Origin of the sequence: Skermanella sp. TT6, from assembly GCF_016653635.2 — a bacterium.
GTDB lineage: Bacteria > Pseudomonadota > Alphaproteobacteria > Azospirillales > Azospirillaceae > Skermanella > Skermanella cutis.
In genome coordinates, this window is the sequence record NZ_CP067420.1 from 1768461 (window position 1) to 1784331 (window position 15871).

At 67.9% G+C, this 15871-nt stretch carries 14 protein-coding genes; 9 read left to right on the plus strand and 5 right to left on the minus strand.

What is annotated here, in order from left to right:
- Positions 1 to 13: 13 nt before the first annotated feature.
- Entirely contained in the window at positions 14 to 739 is a 726-nt protein-coding gene (locus IGS68_RS08250; RefSeq protein ID WP_201078836.1) for a DUF2161 domain-containing phosphodiesterase, read from the minus strand.
- A gap of 294 nt (positions 740 to 1033) precedes the next feature.
- On the opposite strand from IGS68_RS08250, the gene IGS68_RS08255 reads away from it, so the two are divergent.
- The 7 genes from IGS68_RS08255 (at position 1034) to IGS68_RS08290 (ending at position 7452) form a co-directional block, all read left to right on the plus strand.
- Entirely contained in the window at positions 1034 to 1813 is a 780-nt protein-coding gene (locus IGS68_RS08255) for a response regulator (RefSeq protein WP_247881232.1), read from the plus strand.
- Positions 1814 to 1828: 15 nt separating this feature from the next.
- Entirely contained in the window at positions 1829 to 2686 is an 858-nt protein-coding gene (locus tag IGS68_RS08260; RefSeq protein ID WP_201078840.1) for an STAS domain-containing protein, read from the plus strand.
- Between the two features lie 17 nt (positions 2687 to 2703).
- Positions 2704 to 3105 carry an STAS domain-containing protein gene (locus tag IGS68_RS08265; protein WP_201078842.1) on the plus strand — a complete coding sequence of 134 codons (402 nt, stop codon included), beginning with the start codon at positions 2704 to 2706 and terminating at the stop codon, positions 3103 to 3105.
- On the plus strand, positions 3095 to 3532 hold the full coding sequence (locus IGS68_RS08270; RefSeq protein WP_201078844.1) for an ATP-binding protein: 438 nt from the start codon (positions 3095 to 3097) through the stop codon (positions 3530 to 3532). Before IGS68_RS08265 ends, IGS68_RS08270 begins: the two co-directional genes overlap by 11 nt.
- Entirely contained in the window at positions 3514 to 4533 is a 1020-nt protein-coding gene (locus IGS68_RS08275) for an ATP-binding SpoIIE family protein phosphatase (RefSeq protein WP_201078846.1), read from the plus strand. The genes IGS68_RS08270 and IGS68_RS08275 overlap by 19 nt, the downstream gene beginning before the upstream one ends.
- 83 nt (positions 4534 to 4616) lie before the next feature.
- Positions 4617 to 5726 carry a sensor histidine kinase gene (locus IGS68_RS35435; RefSeq protein ID WP_247881234.1) on the plus strand — a complete coding sequence of 370 codons (1110 nt, stop codon included), beginning with the start codon at positions 4617 to 4619 and terminating at the stop codon, positions 5724 to 5726.
- Between the two features lie 121 nt (positions 5727 to 5847).
- Positions 5848 to 7452, plus strand: a complete 1605-nt coding sequence (locus IGS68_RS08290; protein WP_201078848.1) for an alkaline phosphatase D family protein — start codon at positions 5848 to 5850, stop codon at positions 7450 to 7452.
- 213 nt (positions 7453 to 7665) lie between these two features.
- Here IGS68_RS08290 and IGS68_RS08295 read toward each other — a convergent pair whose 3' ends face one another.
- A complete protein-coding gene (locus IGS68_RS08295; RefSeq protein ID WP_201078850.1) occupies positions 7666 to 7989 on the minus strand; it encodes a hypothetical protein in 324 nt (107 codons plus the stop codon).
- 471 nt (positions 7990 to 8460) lie between these two features.
- Between IGS68_RS08295 and IGS68_RS08300 the strand changes: the two genes are divergently transcribed.
- Entirely contained in the window at positions 8461 to 11835 is a 3375-nt protein-coding gene (locus IGS68_RS08300) for an ExeM/NucH family extracellular endonuclease (protein ID WP_201078852.1), read from the plus strand.
- A gap of 85 nt (positions 11836 to 11920) precedes the next feature.
- Here the strand turns inward: IGS68_RS08300 and IGS68_RS08305 are convergent, their stop codons facing one another.
- From IGS68_RS08305 to IGS68_RS08315, 3 genes are read right to left on the minus strand one after another with little or no spacing between them, the layout of a single operon-like run.
- Positions 11921 to 12598, minus strand: a complete 678-nt coding sequence (locus IGS68_RS08305; protein WP_201078855.1) for a 2-dehydro-3-deoxy-6-phosphogalactonate aldolase — start codon at positions 12596 to 12598, stop codon at positions 11921 to 11923.
- Entirely contained in the window at positions 12595 to 13611 is a 1017-nt protein-coding gene (locus IGS68_RS08310; protein WP_247881235.1) for a 2-dehydro-3-deoxygalactonokinase, read from the minus strand. The genes IGS68_RS08305 and IGS68_RS08310 overlap by 4 nt, the downstream gene beginning before the upstream one ends.
- Positions 13608 to 14450, minus strand: coding sequence for an IclR family transcriptional regulator (locus IGS68_RS08315; RefSeq protein WP_201078861.1), 843 nt, complete (start codon positions 14448 to 14450; stop codon positions 13608 to 13610). The genes IGS68_RS08310 and IGS68_RS08315 overlap by 4 nt, the downstream gene beginning before the upstream one ends.
- 185 nt (positions 14451 to 14635) lie before the next feature.
- Here IGS68_RS08315 and IGS68_RS08320 point away from each other — a divergent pair, with 185 nt between their 5' ends.
- Positions 14636 to 15793 carry a PQQ-dependent sugar dehydrogenase gene (locus IGS68_RS08320; RefSeq protein WP_201078863.1) on the plus strand — a complete coding sequence of 386 codons (1158 nt, stop codon included), beginning with the start codon at positions 14636 to 14638 and terminating at the stop codon, positions 15791 to 15793.
- Positions 15794 to 15871 lie beyond the last annotated feature (78 nt).

Genomic DNA, 15871 nt, shown 5'->3' on the forward strand with positions numbered 1-15871 from the left:
CGTCAAGTCAACATCACGGCGGCGCGGAGTGTTCGGCCAGCTCCTCCGCCGGAATTTCCGGCGCGAACTGTTCCAGCCCGCGCAGCCCTTCCCCGGTCAGGCGATAGCTGCCGCGGCTGACCCGCTCGAACCAGCCGTAGACGTTCCGCTGGAGGATGCCGGCGGCGTTGGGGGCGTCGCCGTCCCGCCGCAGCGCCGCCACGGCCATCGGGCCGTTCGCCTTCAGCAGGGCGGCGCAGCGCAGGGCTTCCTGGCGGTAGGCGGTGACGATCTTGACCTTGCTCGATCCGCCGCGGTTGGGGTCGCCGAGCCGCCGGCCGTGCTCCTTCAGCAGCAGCCGGGCGCGCTTGGCGTTCACCCGCGGGCGGTAGGGAGCCGGCTCGATCACCAGATCCACCTGCCGGCCGGCGCGGGCCGCCGGATCTACCGTCAGCAGCCCCAGCCCCAGCATGCGGCACAGCTTGCGGACATTGCCGTCGTTAGCGTTGGGCCCCGATGCCCGCCGGCCGGTCGGCCGGGGCACCGCGAGGTAGACGCGCTCCGACAGGGCCAGCCGGTCGATTCCCTGGAGGACCAGCGACAGGGAAAACCGCAGCTTCAGCTCTACCAGGACGGGAGGTTCGCCGGCTCGGACGGCGACCAGGTCGCAGCTCCGCACCTCTCCCTTGACGTCGTATCCCTGGGCTTCGAGGAAGGCTTTCACCGGATCGTAGAGTTCGACCTCGGAAGTGATGGGCAAGGCGGCTTTCTCGCTGGCTGCGGGGCTGGCTGGGACGATCGTCCAGACCTTTGCTCCCCGCCGCGGGCCGTGTCAATTCACGCGTGCCTGCAACCTTTCATGACTTCAGGCGTTGCCGGTCGGACCGCGATGTTCATCCGCCGCGAAAGGGTTTAGGCCGAATACCCCCATCCGTCGGATACGCGAGTATGTTATCTGGAACTTTCGGAATCGAATCCCGCCGGAAACAAGGCGGGCAGATCAGCTTCATGATGGACCGTCGAGATCAGAATGCCGGAATCCTCCGCAGAGATTGTGAAATATCTTCCCTATTTGAGGCGCTACGCCCGCGCTCTCCTGGGTTCCCAGGATCGCGGCGACCAATATGTCCGGGTGTGCCTCGAAGCCTATCTTGCCGAGCCCGACCGCATCGATCCTGCCGGCAACATCCGGCTCGAACTGTTCGCCCTATTCCACGAGGTCTGGTCCTTGGTGGACGAGACGTTTCCCGAAGCCGTGCCCGACATCGCCGACGGCAATCCTGACGCCAAGGTGATCCAGGGCGTCGGCCGGCTGCCGCCGCGCCAGCGCCAGGTCCTGCTGCTGATCTCGCTCGAAGGTTTCTCGTTCGACGAGGCCGGCCGCATCCTCAGCGTCACCACGGACGAGATCCGCGACGAGCTGGAGGCGGCCCGGGCCGAACTGGCCAAGCAGACTTCCGTCCGCGTCCTGATCATCGAGGACGAGCCCCTGATCGCCGAGGACATCGCCGGCCTCGTGACCGACATGGGCCACCAGGTATGCGGTTCCGCCGCCCGCGAGGAGGAGGCCCTGCGCCTCGCCCAGGAAACCGCGCCGGAGCTCATCCTGGCCGACATCCAGCTCAAGGGCGGCGACAGCGGCATCAAGGCCGTCCAGAAGATCCTGCGGTCGACCAACCTTCCGGTGATCTTCATCACCGGTTTCCCGGAACGCCTGCTGACCGGCGAGCAGCTGGAGCCGGCCTTCCTGATCGCCAAGCCGTTCCAGCCGGAGGTTCTCCGGACCGCGATCGGCCAGGCGCTGGCGGTGCATCCGCCCCAGAAGATGAACTGACGAGAAGAAGAAAAGATGCCCGACTCTTCCGGCAGCAAGCTCCCGGCTCTCCTGAGCCGGTACCAGGATCGTATCCTGACCGACTGGATCGCAGCCCAATCCGACGTCGGTGTGCTTCGCGCCGATCTGATGCGCGAGGCGGAGATCCGCCGCCAGTCGCGCAGCTTCCTGTCGCATCTGACCGCCGCGACCCAGAACGGGGTCAATTTCGACATCGAGAGCGAGCAGTGGCAGGATGTCCGGGACATGCTGACCGAGGTCACCAATTACCGCGTCGATCACGGCTTCACCCCGACCGAGACCGCCACGTTCATCCTGGCGCTCAAGCAGCCGATCTTCGAATGCCTGCGCGACCAGTACAAGGACGACCCGCAGACCCTGGTCGAGGAGGCCTGGTCGGCGACGGTGCTGCTCGACAAGCTGGGCCTTTATACGAACGACATCTATCTGCGCGGCCGGGAGGAGATCATCCAGCGCCAGCAGCAGGAGATGCTGGAGCTGTCCACCCCGGTGGTGCAGCTTTGGGATCGCATCGTGGCGCTTCCGCTGATCGGCACGCTCGACAGCTCGCGCGCGCAGATCGTGATGGAAAACCTGCTCGAAGCCGTGGTCGAGAGCAAGGCCGAGATCGTGATCATCGACATCACCGGCGTGCCCACGGTCGATACCCTGGTCGCCCAACACCTTCTGAAGACGGCCGCCGCGGCCAAGCTGATGGGGGCGGAATGCATCATCAGCGGCATCCGGCCGCAGATCGCCCAGACCATCGTTCATCTCGGCGTGGAACTGCCGCAGGTCGCCACCAAGGCCGACCTCCAGAGCGCCTTCGCCCATGCGCTGAAACGCACCGGCGTCACCTTCTCGAACCGCTGAGCGGCGGCAGGATCGACATGACCCACTTCCTCGAGCCGAACCGCATCCCGATCTTCCAGATCGGCGACTGCCTGCTCCTGACGATTCAGGTCGATCTGGAGGACAGGATGATCATGACGCTGAAGGACGATCTGGCCGAGCGGATCTCCAAGACCCACGCGAAGGGCGTCCTGATCGACATCTCGGCCCTGGACGTGGTGGACAGCTTCATCGGGCGCATGCTCGCCAACATCTCGGCGATCGCCCGTATCCTGGACGCTTCCACGGTGATCGTCGGCATGCGGCCGGCGGTCGCCATCACGCTGGTGGAACTGGGCATGTCGTTGCAGGGCGTCCGCACCGCCCTGGACGTGGACCGCGGCATGGAGCTGATCCGCCGGGGCGCCGACGGGGAGGCCGCGCGCCTCCATGAGGCCTGATCCGGGGCACGAGGGAGGAGCCGCCGACGGCGAGGTGATCCCGATCCAGACCGGAGCCGACGTCAGCCGGGTCCGGCGGGTGGCCGCGGCCGCCATGGCGACCATCGGAGCCTCGAAGATCGAGACCACCCGCATGGTCACGGCCGCGAGCGAACTGGCGCGCAACACGTTGGATTATGGCGGCGGAGGCGAGATGCGGATCGCCATCGTCGGCCGGATGTCGAGGCGCAAGGTCGAAATGATCTTCAGCGACCGGGGGCCGGGGATCGCCGACATCGCCCTGGCATTGAAGGATGGCTACAGCACGGGCGGCGGCCTCGGGCTTGGATTGAGCGGCGCCAAGCGCCTCTGCAAGGAGTTCGAGATCCGGTCCGCGCCGGGCGAGGGAACCATAGTGAAAGTCGCATCATGGACGGAACGGCCGTAGTTTCGGTCCCAATCCGGGAACAGACCCAGGTCGCCGAGGCACGCCGCAAGGCGGTGCAGCTGGCGTCCCCGGCCGGTCTCGGCGAGCAGGAATGCGCCCGTCTCGCACTGGTCGTGACCGAGGCCGCCACCAACATCCTGCGCCACGGCGGCGGCGGGGAGATCCTGCTGGACGCCAGGTCGTCGGGCACCAGCGGCGAGGTCACCGTGATCGCCCTGGACAGCGGTCCGGGCATGGCCAACGTGCAGGACTGCCTGCGGGACGGCGTCACCAGCGGCGACAGTCCCGGCACCGGGCTGGGCGCGATCCAGCGCCAGTCCGACCATTTCGACGTCTATTCCAAGCCGGGCGGCGGTACCGCGATCTTCTGCGGCGTGCGGGCCGGCGGTGGCCGGTCCGCGCCCGACCTTCCCGGGCTGGAAGTCGGGGCGGTCTGCCTTCCGCGCATCGGGGAGGCGGTGAGCGGCGATACCTGGTCGGTCCGGGTGACCGATCGCGGCGCCACGCTGTTGTTGCTGTGTGACGGCCTCGGCCATGGTCTCGGCGCCGCCGACGCGGCGGATGCCGCCCGGGCGGGGTTCAGGCGGTCGAAGGAGCGGATGCCCGAACCCCTGGTCGAGGATCTGCACCGGGCGTTGCGGGGGACGCGCGGCGCCGCCATCGCCGTGGTGCGGATCGAGCCGGTCGAGCGCCGCATCCTGTTCGCCGGGGTGGGCAATATCGCGGGGTACTTCCGGTCGCGGGAAGGGCAGGTCCGAACGGTGTCGCAAAACGGCGTCGTCGGGCATAATATGTCGAAAGTGAAGGAATACGAGTATGGTTACGGTGGCGATCTGCTGGCGGTTTTCCATTCGGACGGTTTGAGCACTAAATGGGATATCGACAGCTACCCGGGGCTGGCAACAAGACACCCGACGATGATCGCGGCCGTGCTGTACCGCGATTTCAAGCGGGTCCGGGACGACAACCTGATCGTCGTGCTGAAGACCAGAGACCCCTGACCTGGCCCCTCTTCACGGTCCATGTCCGCCATGACCGGGACATCGTCCATGCCCGGCAGCGGGCGCGGCTGGTCGCCGACCGGATGGGCTTCGAGGTCCAGGACCAGACCCGCATAGCCACGGCGGTGTCGGAGGTCTGCCGCAACGCCTATGCCTATGCCAAAGGCGGCAAGGCCGACTTCAAGATCCAGGAGGTCGCCGGGAAGGTGGCCCTGGTGATCGAGGTCGGCGACCGGGGGCCGGGCATCTCCGAGCTGGACGATATCCTGGCCGGCCGCTACCGGTCGCGCACCGGCATGGGGCTGGGCCTGCTCGGCGCCCAACGCCTGATGGACAGGCTGGACATCGAGACGTCCGCGGAAGGGACGATGGTCCGGCTGACCCGGATCCTGTCCAAGCCGCTGGGCATGCCGATCCCGGAGTTCATCAACAAGCTGATGGACGAGCTTGCGCGCCAGCAGCCGCTGGACCCGGTCGAGGAGGTCCAGCGCCAGAACCAGGAGCTGCTGAGCAGCCTGAACGACCTGCGCCAGCGGGAGGAGGAGCTTCTGGAGGCGAACGCGGCGCTCCGCGCCAGCGTCGTCGAGAAGGAAGTGCTGCTGAAGGAGGTCTACCACCGGGTCAAGAACAACCTCCAGATCATCTCCAGCCTGGTCAGCCTGAAGGCGCGCAAGTCCACCAACCCGCTGGTCCGGCAGGAACTGGACGACGTGCGCAGCCGCATCCACTCGCTGAGCATCGTCCACGAGAAGCTCTACCAATCCGACGACCTGGCCCGCGTCGATCTCTCCGGCTATGTCCGGGACCTGTGCGCCCACCTGCGGACCTCCTTCACCGCGCGGGGCGACGGGCCGGAGCTGATGGTCGAGACCGACGACGTGGCGCTGGGGCTCGACATGGCGATCCAGCTCGGCCTGCTGATCAACGAGATCGTGACCAATGCCTTCAAGCACGCCTTCCCCGACGGGGCCCGGGGCGAGATCCGGGTGTCGCTGACCGTCCTGCCGGGCGAGCGCCTCAGGCTCGAGGTCACCGACAACGGCAAGGGCATGCCGGAGGAGGCGACAGACAGCCTCGGCATGAACCTGATCCGCGCCCTGGCGACGCGGGTCGAAGGCGTGCTGGAGATCGAGGGCGCGAACGGCGACGGCGGCACGCGGGTGACCGTGACGATGCCGCTGCACGGGGATTGAGAGCGGAGGGGCGGCCTAGCCGATGGGGGGTGCCCGTTTGCGCCTGCCCCCGCATGAAAAACTGTCATGAGCAGTGGGTAGCTTCCGCCGATCGATAAACCGGAACGGGAGAATCCTGATCATGTCCAAAATTCCCGAGCCCCGGCGGTGGGTCACCCGCCGCTCGTTCCTGTACAACTCGGCGCTGGCCGGCGGCGGTCTGCTGGTCGCGGCGTCGACGGCAGGCCGGGCGCTGGCCCAGGCGGCCCCGGCCATCGTCACCGCCGACAGCCGCCGCATCGCCATGCCCTACGGCGTCCAGTCCGGCGACCTGTCCGGCGGGCGGGCGATCGTCTGGAGCCGGGCCGACCGGCCGGCCCGCATGATCGTGGAGGTCGCCACGACCGAGAGCTTCAGGAACGCCAGGCGCTTCGAAGGTCCGGTCGCCGTCACCGACAGCGACTACACCGCCCGGCTCGACCTGTCCGGGCTGCCGGCCGACCAGCGCGTGTTCTACCGCGTCAGCTTCCAGGACCTGTCCGACCTGAAGAGCTTCAGCGAGCCGGTGACCGGCCAGTTCCGCACCGCCCCGGGCAACGGCCGGGTCCGCTTCGTCTGGTCCGGCGACACGGCCGGGCAGGGATACGGCATCAATCCCGATTTCGGCGGGATGCGGATCTACGAGGCGATGCGCCGGACCGAGCCCCACTTCTTCATCCATTCCGGCGACACGATCTATGCCGACAACCCGATCCCGGAGACCAAGGAACTGCCGGGCGGCGGGGTCTGGAAGAACATCACGACCGAGGCGAAGTCCAAGGTCGCCGAGACGCTGGGCGATTTCCGCGGCGCCCATGCCTATAACCTGATGGACGAGAACCTGCGCCGCTTCAACGCCGAGGTGCCGATGTTCGCCCAGTGGGACGACCACGAGGCGACCAACAACTGGTACTGGGAAAAGCGCATGGACGCGGACCAGCGCTACAAGGAGAAGAGCGCCGCGGTGCTGGCCGCCAACGGAATGCGCGCCTTCCTGGAATACATGCCGATCCGGCACGACCCGGAGAACCGCGACCGGATCTACAACAAATTCTCCTACGGCCCGCATCTCGACGTGTTCCGCATCGACATGCGCAGCTACCGCGGCCCCAACACCGCCAACCTCCAGGAGGAGATGGGACCGGAGACCGCCATCCTGGGTTCCGAACAGATCCGCTGGCTGAAGCAGGCCCTGCTCGCCTCGAACGCGACCTGGAAGGTGATCGCGGCCGACATGCCGATCGGCGTGATCGTGTACGACAACGGCAAGGACAAGACCGGGTCGGAAGCCATCGCCCAGGGCAACGGCCCGGCCCGCGGCCGCGAGCTGGAGATCGCCGACCTGCTGAGCTTCATCCGGCGCAACGGCATCCGCAACACGGTGTGGCTGACCGCCGACGTCCACTACACCGCGGCCCATTATTACGATCCGAACAAGGCGAAGTTCCAGGACTTCGAGCCGTTCTGGGAGTTCGTCTCCGGCCCGCTGAACTCCGGCACCTTCGGTCCCAACGAGCTGGACGACACCTTCGGCCCGCAGCTGATGTTCGTGAAGGCTCCGCCGGACGGCCAGTCCAACCTGGCCCCGTCGGCCGGGATGCAGTTCTTCGGCCAGGTTGACATCGGCGAGGACGGCGTGATGCTGGTGACCCTCAAGGACCTGGACGGGCAGAGCCTCTACACGAAGGAGTTGCTGCCGGCGGCGTGACGACCCAGGCGGGGAGGGGTTGCGTCCCGCGGGGCGGACGGCGGCCTCCTCCGCACGGCCGCCGACGCCTGCCGGCCCGGCGTCGGCAGGCCCTTTCATCGTCCACGGATGGGCACCGATGAGTCGAAATGAAAATCATCTGCGTCCATCTGCGTGTATCTGTGGGCAGATAAAGAAGATCGCTCCTCGGAAACGTCCATAGTCAAATCCAGTTCAGCCCCGGAAGTTCACCCAGCGATAGACTTCGTCGAAATCCAGGCTCAGGTCGATCGTGTCGAGCCTCATGGAGCCGGTGAAGAGATCGGGGTCGTCGGACCACCCGTCCGCACCGCGTCTCCAGCGCTCGGCGACTTTTATCTCCGAGTGGAACAAGGCGACCTCCCGGATGGAAGTCAGCGAGATGTAGCGCGTGATGTTCTCGCGCGTGTCGGCCTCGTTGGTGGACAGGATCTCGTCGACCAGTTCGTACCGGCCGTCATCCCAGTCCAGGAATTCCTCGACAGTCATCAGCCGGTGAGAGAACTGCGCCGTCATCATCGTCCTTTCGATCCGCACCGATGAACGCCGGACAGGATAGCACAGGGTTTCGGGTCATGGGGAAAGCTCCGTCTGGAACGGCCCGCCGGCGTGCCCATGCGCGATGGGAGAGTGTCCAACAAAGACCCGCTAAATGATTAGCATGATCATAAAATAATAATAAATAGTATGTCTCAAGATTGCCCTGCCTGATGGACAAAATACAGATCTATGAAGAAAAACTAATGCCCTGCCTTGGATTTCATCTCCCTGTCACAGATCGTCACTACAAGTCTGGCCTTCGGTCCTGCCGGTCGATGCCGGCGGCGTCCGGAAGTAATCCGGTCCGAGCAGGGACAATTTGCTCGCCGCCGATTTGCACGACAGCCGGCATGCCCCGCCAGGGATGCCGTCCCGCCAAAGCCATCCAGGCCGCCACGACGCGGCCGCAGGCGCCCCCCGCGGGTGTCCGACAAACAGGGTTGAGGAAAGATGACCAGCCAATACCACCGGCTCTCCCAAGGCGCGTTCGCGCAGGATTGGAGCGAGGCCGGCCTGATCGCGAAGAACGACGACTGGTCCGGAGTCCCGTCGATCATGGGGTACCGCGGCGACGACCTGACCTCGGCGACCGGGGCCGATCCGCGTACGGTGATCGGAACATCCGCCGTGTTGGACGTGAATGCCGACCAGACCAATCCCAACACCTTCAACACCGGCGGCGTGACGGAATTCGCGATCGGCGATCCGACCGTGGCGCTCAGCGGGTCGGCAACCGCCGATGCGCCCTACGTCGTGATCCATCTCGATTCGACCGGGCAGGAAAACATCGAGCTGACCTTCACCGCGCGGGACCTGGAAAGCGGCCCCGACGATGCCGTCCAGCAGGTCGCCGTGCAGTACCGCCTCGGCGAAACGGGAAGCTGGACCAATGTCGAGGGCGGCTACCTGGCCGACGCGACCCAGGGACCGAACCTGGGCGGCGCGTCGATCCCCGTGTCGGTGGCGCTCCCGCCGGAAGCCGGCGACCAGCCGCAGCTCCAGGTGAGGGTCATCACGACCAACGCCGTCGGCAATGACGAGTGGGTCGGCATCGACGATATCCGCGTCAGCAGCTCCGATGTGTTCGGCGATGGGGCGACGCAGGTATCGGTCGGCGACGTCACGGTGAACGAGGCGGACGGAACGGCGGTCTTCACCGTCTCGCGTACCGATGCCGCGACGGCCTTCACGGTCGATTACGCGACGCAGGACGGCAGCGCCACGGCCGGCGGCGACTATGCGGCAACCCGGGGCACGCTGACCTTCGAGCAAGGCGGGGAGCTCTCGCGCCAGGTGACCGTGGAGATCGCGGACGACTCCGTGCCCGAACCCGACGAGACCTTCACGCTTTCGCTGTCCGATCCGACCGCGACGGCCGGCGAGGCACGGATCGCCGACGGTTCCGGCACGGCGACCATCGTCGACGACGATGTCGGCATATCCCGGATCTCTCAGGTCCAGGGCGGCGGCACGGCGAGCCCGCTCGTCGGCGGCAGGGTCACCGTCGAGGCCGTCGTGGTCGGCGATTTCCAGAACGGAGATGCCGACCCCCGGCGGGAGATCGGCGGCTTCTACCTTGTGGAGGAAGCGGCCGACCGGGACGCCGACGGCCTCACCTCCGAAGGCATCTTCGTCTACGAAGGGGCAGGCCCCCTCCGCGCCGACGTGAACGAGGGCGACCTCGTCCGGGTGACCGGGACGGTGGCGGAGTTCAATGGCGAGACCCAGCTCACCGTCGCCGGCGCCGCCGACATCCAGGTGGTGTCTGCCGGCGCGGTGGCGGATATCGGCACGCTCGCGGTGGAGATGGACCTGCCGGCCGCCGGCACCACCGGTTCGGCATCGAACGGCTTCCAGCCCGACCTGGAAGCCTATGAAGGCATGCTGGTCACCATCCCGCAGACGCTGGCGGTGACCGAGCAGTTCAACCTGGACCGCTTCAACGAGATCGAGCTTTATGCCGGCGAGGGCGACCGCCTGGCGGGACGCATCGACGAGTCAGCGGACGATCGTCCGTACCAGTTCACCCAGACGAACGAACCGGATGCGGCGGGCTACGCCGATCACCTCCGGCAGCTGGCATCGCGCTCGATCACCTACGACGACGGGCTGAACAGCCAGAACCAGCCGATCGACTTCCTCGACGGTTTCGATCCCGACGACGACGGCGCGGGTCCGACCGCCGCGAACCCGGAAGAGCCCGGCTACGGCACCGCGACGGCGCCGCGCATGGGAGACACGGTCACCGGGCTGACGGGCGTGCTTGGCTTCGGCCCGGCGGGAGCCTACCGCGTCCGGTCGGTCGAGGACGGCGACAATACCTTCATGTCCGTCAACGAGCGCCCATCCGAACCAGACCCGGTCGGCGGCACGCTGCAGGTCGCCAGCTTCAACGTCCTGAACTATTTCACCACCCTGAACGCCGGCGGCAATAGGACGGAGAACGGGTTCGAGCCGCGCGGGGCCAACAGCCCGGCGGAGTTCGAGCGCCAGACCGACAAGCTGGTGACCGCGATCCTGGGGCTCGACGCCGACGTGCTCGGCCTCGTCGAGCTGGAGAACGATTTCATCGAGGGCTCGTCCGGCAATGCGGTCGAATATCTGGTCGGCGAGCTGAACGCGGCGGCCGGGAAGACCCTGTACGACTGGGTGCGCCCCGGGCAGGACTTCGTCGGCGGTGACGCGATCGCCGTCGGCATGATCTACAAGCCGGAAGAGGTCCGGATCGCCCGGGACACCGAAGTGGCGATCCTGGACGATTCCGACGTCAGGCCGGAGCTCCTGGCCGAGAGCACCATCGGCCGCATCTTCAACGGCGAGAACACCAGCCGCGCCGCCCTGGCGGTGAGTTTCGAGGAGCCCGGGACGGGCGAGCAGTTCACCGCGGTCGCCAACCACTTCAAGTCCAAGGGCGGCGCTGGGCAGGGCGAGGACGCCGACCGGGGCGACGGCGCCGGGAGCTGGAACAACCAGCGCCAATTGGCCGCCGAGGCCTTGACCGAGTGGCTGGGCACCAACCCCACGGGCACCGACGACGGCGACCGGATGATCCTCGGCGACCTGAACTCCTATTTCCGGGAGGACCCGATCGATACCTTGAAGGCGGCCGGCTACGAGAACCTTCAGGAGCGGATCGACGATCCGTACTCCTACGTGTTCGACGGCCAGATCGGCTCGCTCGACTACATCCTGGCGAACGGAACCCTGGCGCACCAAGTCACCGGCATCACCGAGTGGCACATCAACGCCGACGAGGCCGACGCGCTCGACTACAACCTCGATTTCGGCCGGGATCCCGATTACTTCGACGGTTCGGTCGCGGCCCGGGTGTCCGACCATGATCCCCTGCTGGCGGGTCTCGACCTGGACAACCCGGCCCGGACGGTGGCCGGCACCAACAAGGCGGATACCTTCCAGGACGCGGCCGGCTTCGCCACCACCTACCGGGCCGGAAACGGCGACGACATGGTCCGCGGACTGGACGGCGCCGACACGCTGCTCGGCGGCAACGGCAAGGACACCCTGTTCGGCGGCTCGGGCAACGACCGGCTCGACGGCGGCACGGGCGACGACCGGCTCGAAGGAGGCGCGGGCGCCGATATCTTCGTGGTGTCCCGGGGCGGCGGCAAGGACACCCTGCTCGACTTCGATGCGGCCGAAGGGGACCGGCTGGAGATCGACGGCGGCCTGCGTCTTCGCGGCGTGACCGAAGTGGACGGCGACGGGACCGGGGGTGCCGACACGACGGTGCTGCAGTTCAACGGCGCCACGGTGGCGCTGGTGGGAGTGACGGGGGTGGACGACTACGGCCAGCTCTTCGCCTGAGCTGACGGCAATATCCTCGCAGGTCGGCGCCGGTCCGCAAGGCCGGCGCCGACGGCATTCCGGAACGTCGGCCTTCGTATCTGCGTCAGGCGATCTCCCGCCACGCCGCGACGAAGCTTTCCGCGCGCCGGGCCAGCTCCGGGACGTCCATGCCGGGGGTGTAGAGGGCGGAGCCCAGGCCGAAGCCGGCGACGCCGGCGTCGCGATAGTCGCGCATGGTCTCGGGGGCGATGCCTCCGACCGGCAGCAGGCGGACGCCGGGCGGCATCACGGCGCGCATGGCCTTGACGATGCGGGGGCTGATCAGCTCGGCCGGGAACAGCTTCAGCGCGTCGGCGCCGGCCTTCAGGGCCGCGAAGGCCTCGGTCGGGGTGGTCACGCCCGGCAGGCAGGCGAGGCCGGCGGACTTGGCGGCGCGGATCAGGTCCGTGTCGCCGTGGGGCATGACCACGATGTCGGCGCCGAGGCCCGCGAGGGTCTTCACCTGGTCGGGGGTCATCACGGTGCCGGCGCCGACGATCGCGTCCTGCGGCAGCAGCCTGCGGATCGCGCCGATGCTGTCGAACGGCTCCGGCGAGTTCAGCGGCACCTCGATCAGGCGGAAGCCGCGGTCGTACAGGGCCTGGGCCGCGGGCTCCGCCTCCCGCGGGGTCAGCCCGCGCAGGATGGCGACCAGCGGCAGGGCGGCGAAGGCGGCGTCCAGGCGCGCCCCGAGGTCCGGGGAGGGCAGGTCCGGGGCGGTTCCGGCCGGCGTCGTGTTCATGGCATGTCGCTCCTGTCGGAGGAAACGGGGGAGGTGACCAGCCCGGCCTCTACGGCGAACTGGAAGAGCCCGCGGGGGGCGGTGTTGTCGAGCAGGGCCGCCGGGACCGTGCCCAGCAGGTCGAGCGCGCGGACATAGCGCCGGCACAGGGCGGCGTCGCCGATCAACAGCAGCGGCGTGTCGCCGGCCAGCGTGTCGCGCATGCGGGCGAGGCCGGAGACCAGCTCGTTGCCGATCAGCAGGCCGGACAGATAGTCCTTCAGCACCTCCGGCGGCAGCCGGCGGGTGAGGCCGAGCGTGCGGACGGCGAAGATCTGGTGGGACAGGTCGCCGGCCAAGCCGTCGCGCGCTGTCCGCACCCCGGCCGCGAAGGCCGCTTCGGCGGCGGACCGGTCGGCGGGAGAGGCCGCGGCATCGTCCAGCATCAGCCGGCCGAGGATCGAGTGGCGCGACAGCACGGCGAACAGCTCGCCGGTCATGTATGTGGCGAACCGGGCGATGCGCCCGTCGGTCACCTGGACCCATTTCGAATGGGTGCCCGGCAGCGCGACGCAGGCCCGGCCGGCGAGGTGGGGATGGTCGGCCAGCGCGCCGGAGATCTGGATCTCCTCCCCGCGCATCACGTCGGGAACGGCGTCGGGCGGGTCGAAGATGACTCCGGGCGCGATCAGCACGCGCACGCCCGACGCGCTCTCCACCGCGACGGCCTTTCCGGCGAGGCTGCCGGTGTCGGCGGGGCAGGGGACATAGGGCGCTTCCGCCCAGCCCTGGGCGCTGCCGACCATGCCGCCGGCCACGGCGGGAAGCTTGCCATGGGTTTTCAGCCACGCGCCGCAGAGATCGGCGAAGGCCTGCTCGAACCCGGGAATGCCGGGGACCGGCAGGCTCTGGATGCCGTGGGCGCTGGAGCGCCGGTCCAGCACCCTGCCGCCCGCGTCCATCAGGTATCCGCGCAGGCTGGAGGTGCCCCAGTCCAGCGCGATCAGGGCGGGGGCATCCGGTTTTTCGGTCACTGGGGTTTCCATCCCAACTCCTTGGAGATCGCGTCCGCGCAGTCGCGGACCGCCGGTCCGAGCTCCCGCATCCTCTGCTCCGGCATGAAGGGAACGGCGCTCGCCACGCTGACCGCCGCGGCCACCTGGTCGCGGACGTCGCGCACGGGGGCGCCCACGCAGCGGATGCCGATCTCGTTCTCTTCCAGGTCGTACGACCAGCCCTGGTCGGCATATTCCGCCAGCCGCCGCCGGAACTCCGGCCAGGGGGCGAGCGGCGGCCGGCCCGGGGCGGCCGAGGCGAACGCGCGGGCGCGTTCGTACAGGTCCGGCCACCGGTCCGGCGGCAATCCCAGCATCAGGCTCTTGCCCAACCCGGTCGAGGCCACCGGCATGGCCAGGCCGACGCGCGAGCGCATTTCCAGCCCGCGGGTGCCGGGGACCTTGTCCAGGTAGAAGACTTCCCCGTCCTCCAGGACGCCGAGATGGACCGTGTCGCCGGTCAGCCGCGCCAGCGCCTCGATATGGGGGCGGGCCATCGCCACCAGGGGCCGATGCTCCAGTGCCCGCATGCCGAGATGGATCAGCTTCGGCCCGAGCAGGTAGCCCTTGTACGGCACATGGTGCAGGTAGCGTTCGGCGACCAGGCTGTTGAGCATGCGGTGCGTGGTGCTGCGCGGCGTGCCGAGCCGTGCCGCGATGCCCTTCACGTCCCCGATGCCCTCCGCGACGCATTCCAGCAGGGCGAGCCCCCTCAGCAGGGTCTGGGTGCCGCTCCCCTGGCGCTTCTCCGGCGCCCGCTCCCCTGTCCGGTCCGATTCCTGGGGCTGTTCCAGGACGGCTGCGTGGTCGCCCTTCATGGTGTTGATCCGCTCCCGCGTTGGCCGGGCGCGATGTTAGGAATCGATACCCGAGTATGTCAAATAGATTGAAAGTGTCCCGCATGTTGGGACGATCCGGCTGGAATTGTAGGTATCTCGCGGTTGTTCAACCCGTCTCGGCCCTTATCTAGGTCTGCGAATCGACGAGACGAGGAGAGACCCCTATGCGATACGTTTCCCCCGCCATCGCGGCCGCCTTCCTTGCGACCACGGCGCTGGCAGGCCTGAACCCGGCGCTGGCCGTCGACGAGACCTTCGAGACCGAGAAGGGCAGGGTTCAGGTGACCACTTTCGCCGATGGCCTGGCCAATCCGTGGGGGCTGGCGTTCCTGCCCGACGGCGCCATGCTGGTGACCGAGAAGAGCGGGAACCTGAGGCATGTCGCGGCCGACGGCACCGTTTCGGAGCCCATCGGCGGCGTTCCCGAGGTGGACAGCCGCGGACAGGGCGGTCTGCTCGACGTGGCGCTCGATCCGCAGTTCGCGCAGAACCGGCTGGTCTATTTCAGCTTTACGGAGCCCGGCGAAGGCGGCAACTCGACCGCCGTGGCGCGGGGCATCCTGAGCCCGGACGCCGGCAGCCTGTCGGAAGTGCAGGTCATCTTCTCGCAGAAGCCGAAGCTGCCCGGCACCAAGCATTTCGGCTCGCGCCTGGTGTTCGACAATCAGGGTTACCTGTTCATCGGGCTGGGCGAGCGGTCGGAGAGGGAGTTCCGCACCCAGGCGCAGGACCTGGACTCCCATCTGGGCAAGGTGATCCGTATCCGGCCGGACGGGTCGGTGCCCGAGGACAATCCGTTCGTCGAGCGGCAGGGCGCGCTGCCGGAAATCTGGTCCTACGGCCACCGCAACATCCAGGGCGCGGCGCTTCATCCGGAAACCGGCGTGCTGTGGGTCAACGAGCACGGCCCCCGCGGAGGCGACGAGATCAATATCCCGGAAGCCGGCAAGAACTACGGCTGGCCGGTGGTGTCGTACGGCGTCGAGTATGACGGCAGCCCGGTCGGCACGGGCAAGCAGCAGGCCGAGGGGATGGAGGATCCGGTGCATCACTGGACCCCGGTGATCGGGTCCTCCGGCATGGCCTTCTATACCGGGTCGGCGTTCCCCGCCTGGCAGGGCAGCGTCTTCAACGGCGGGCTGGCGACGAAGGACGTGGCCCGGCTGGAACTGGACGGCACCCGCGTGACCCACGAGGAACGTCTGTTCGGGGACCTGAACCAGAGGATACGCGCCGTCGAGCAGGGGCCCGACGGCGCGCTGTATCTTCTGACCGACCAGTCCGACGGCGAAATCCTGCGCGTGTATCCCGCGGAGGGCTGATTCCGCTAAAGCTGTACCCGATGCGTTGCGCCATGGCGCAACCTACGATCGTCGGTCCGCATCACCTCCGCCCTGCAT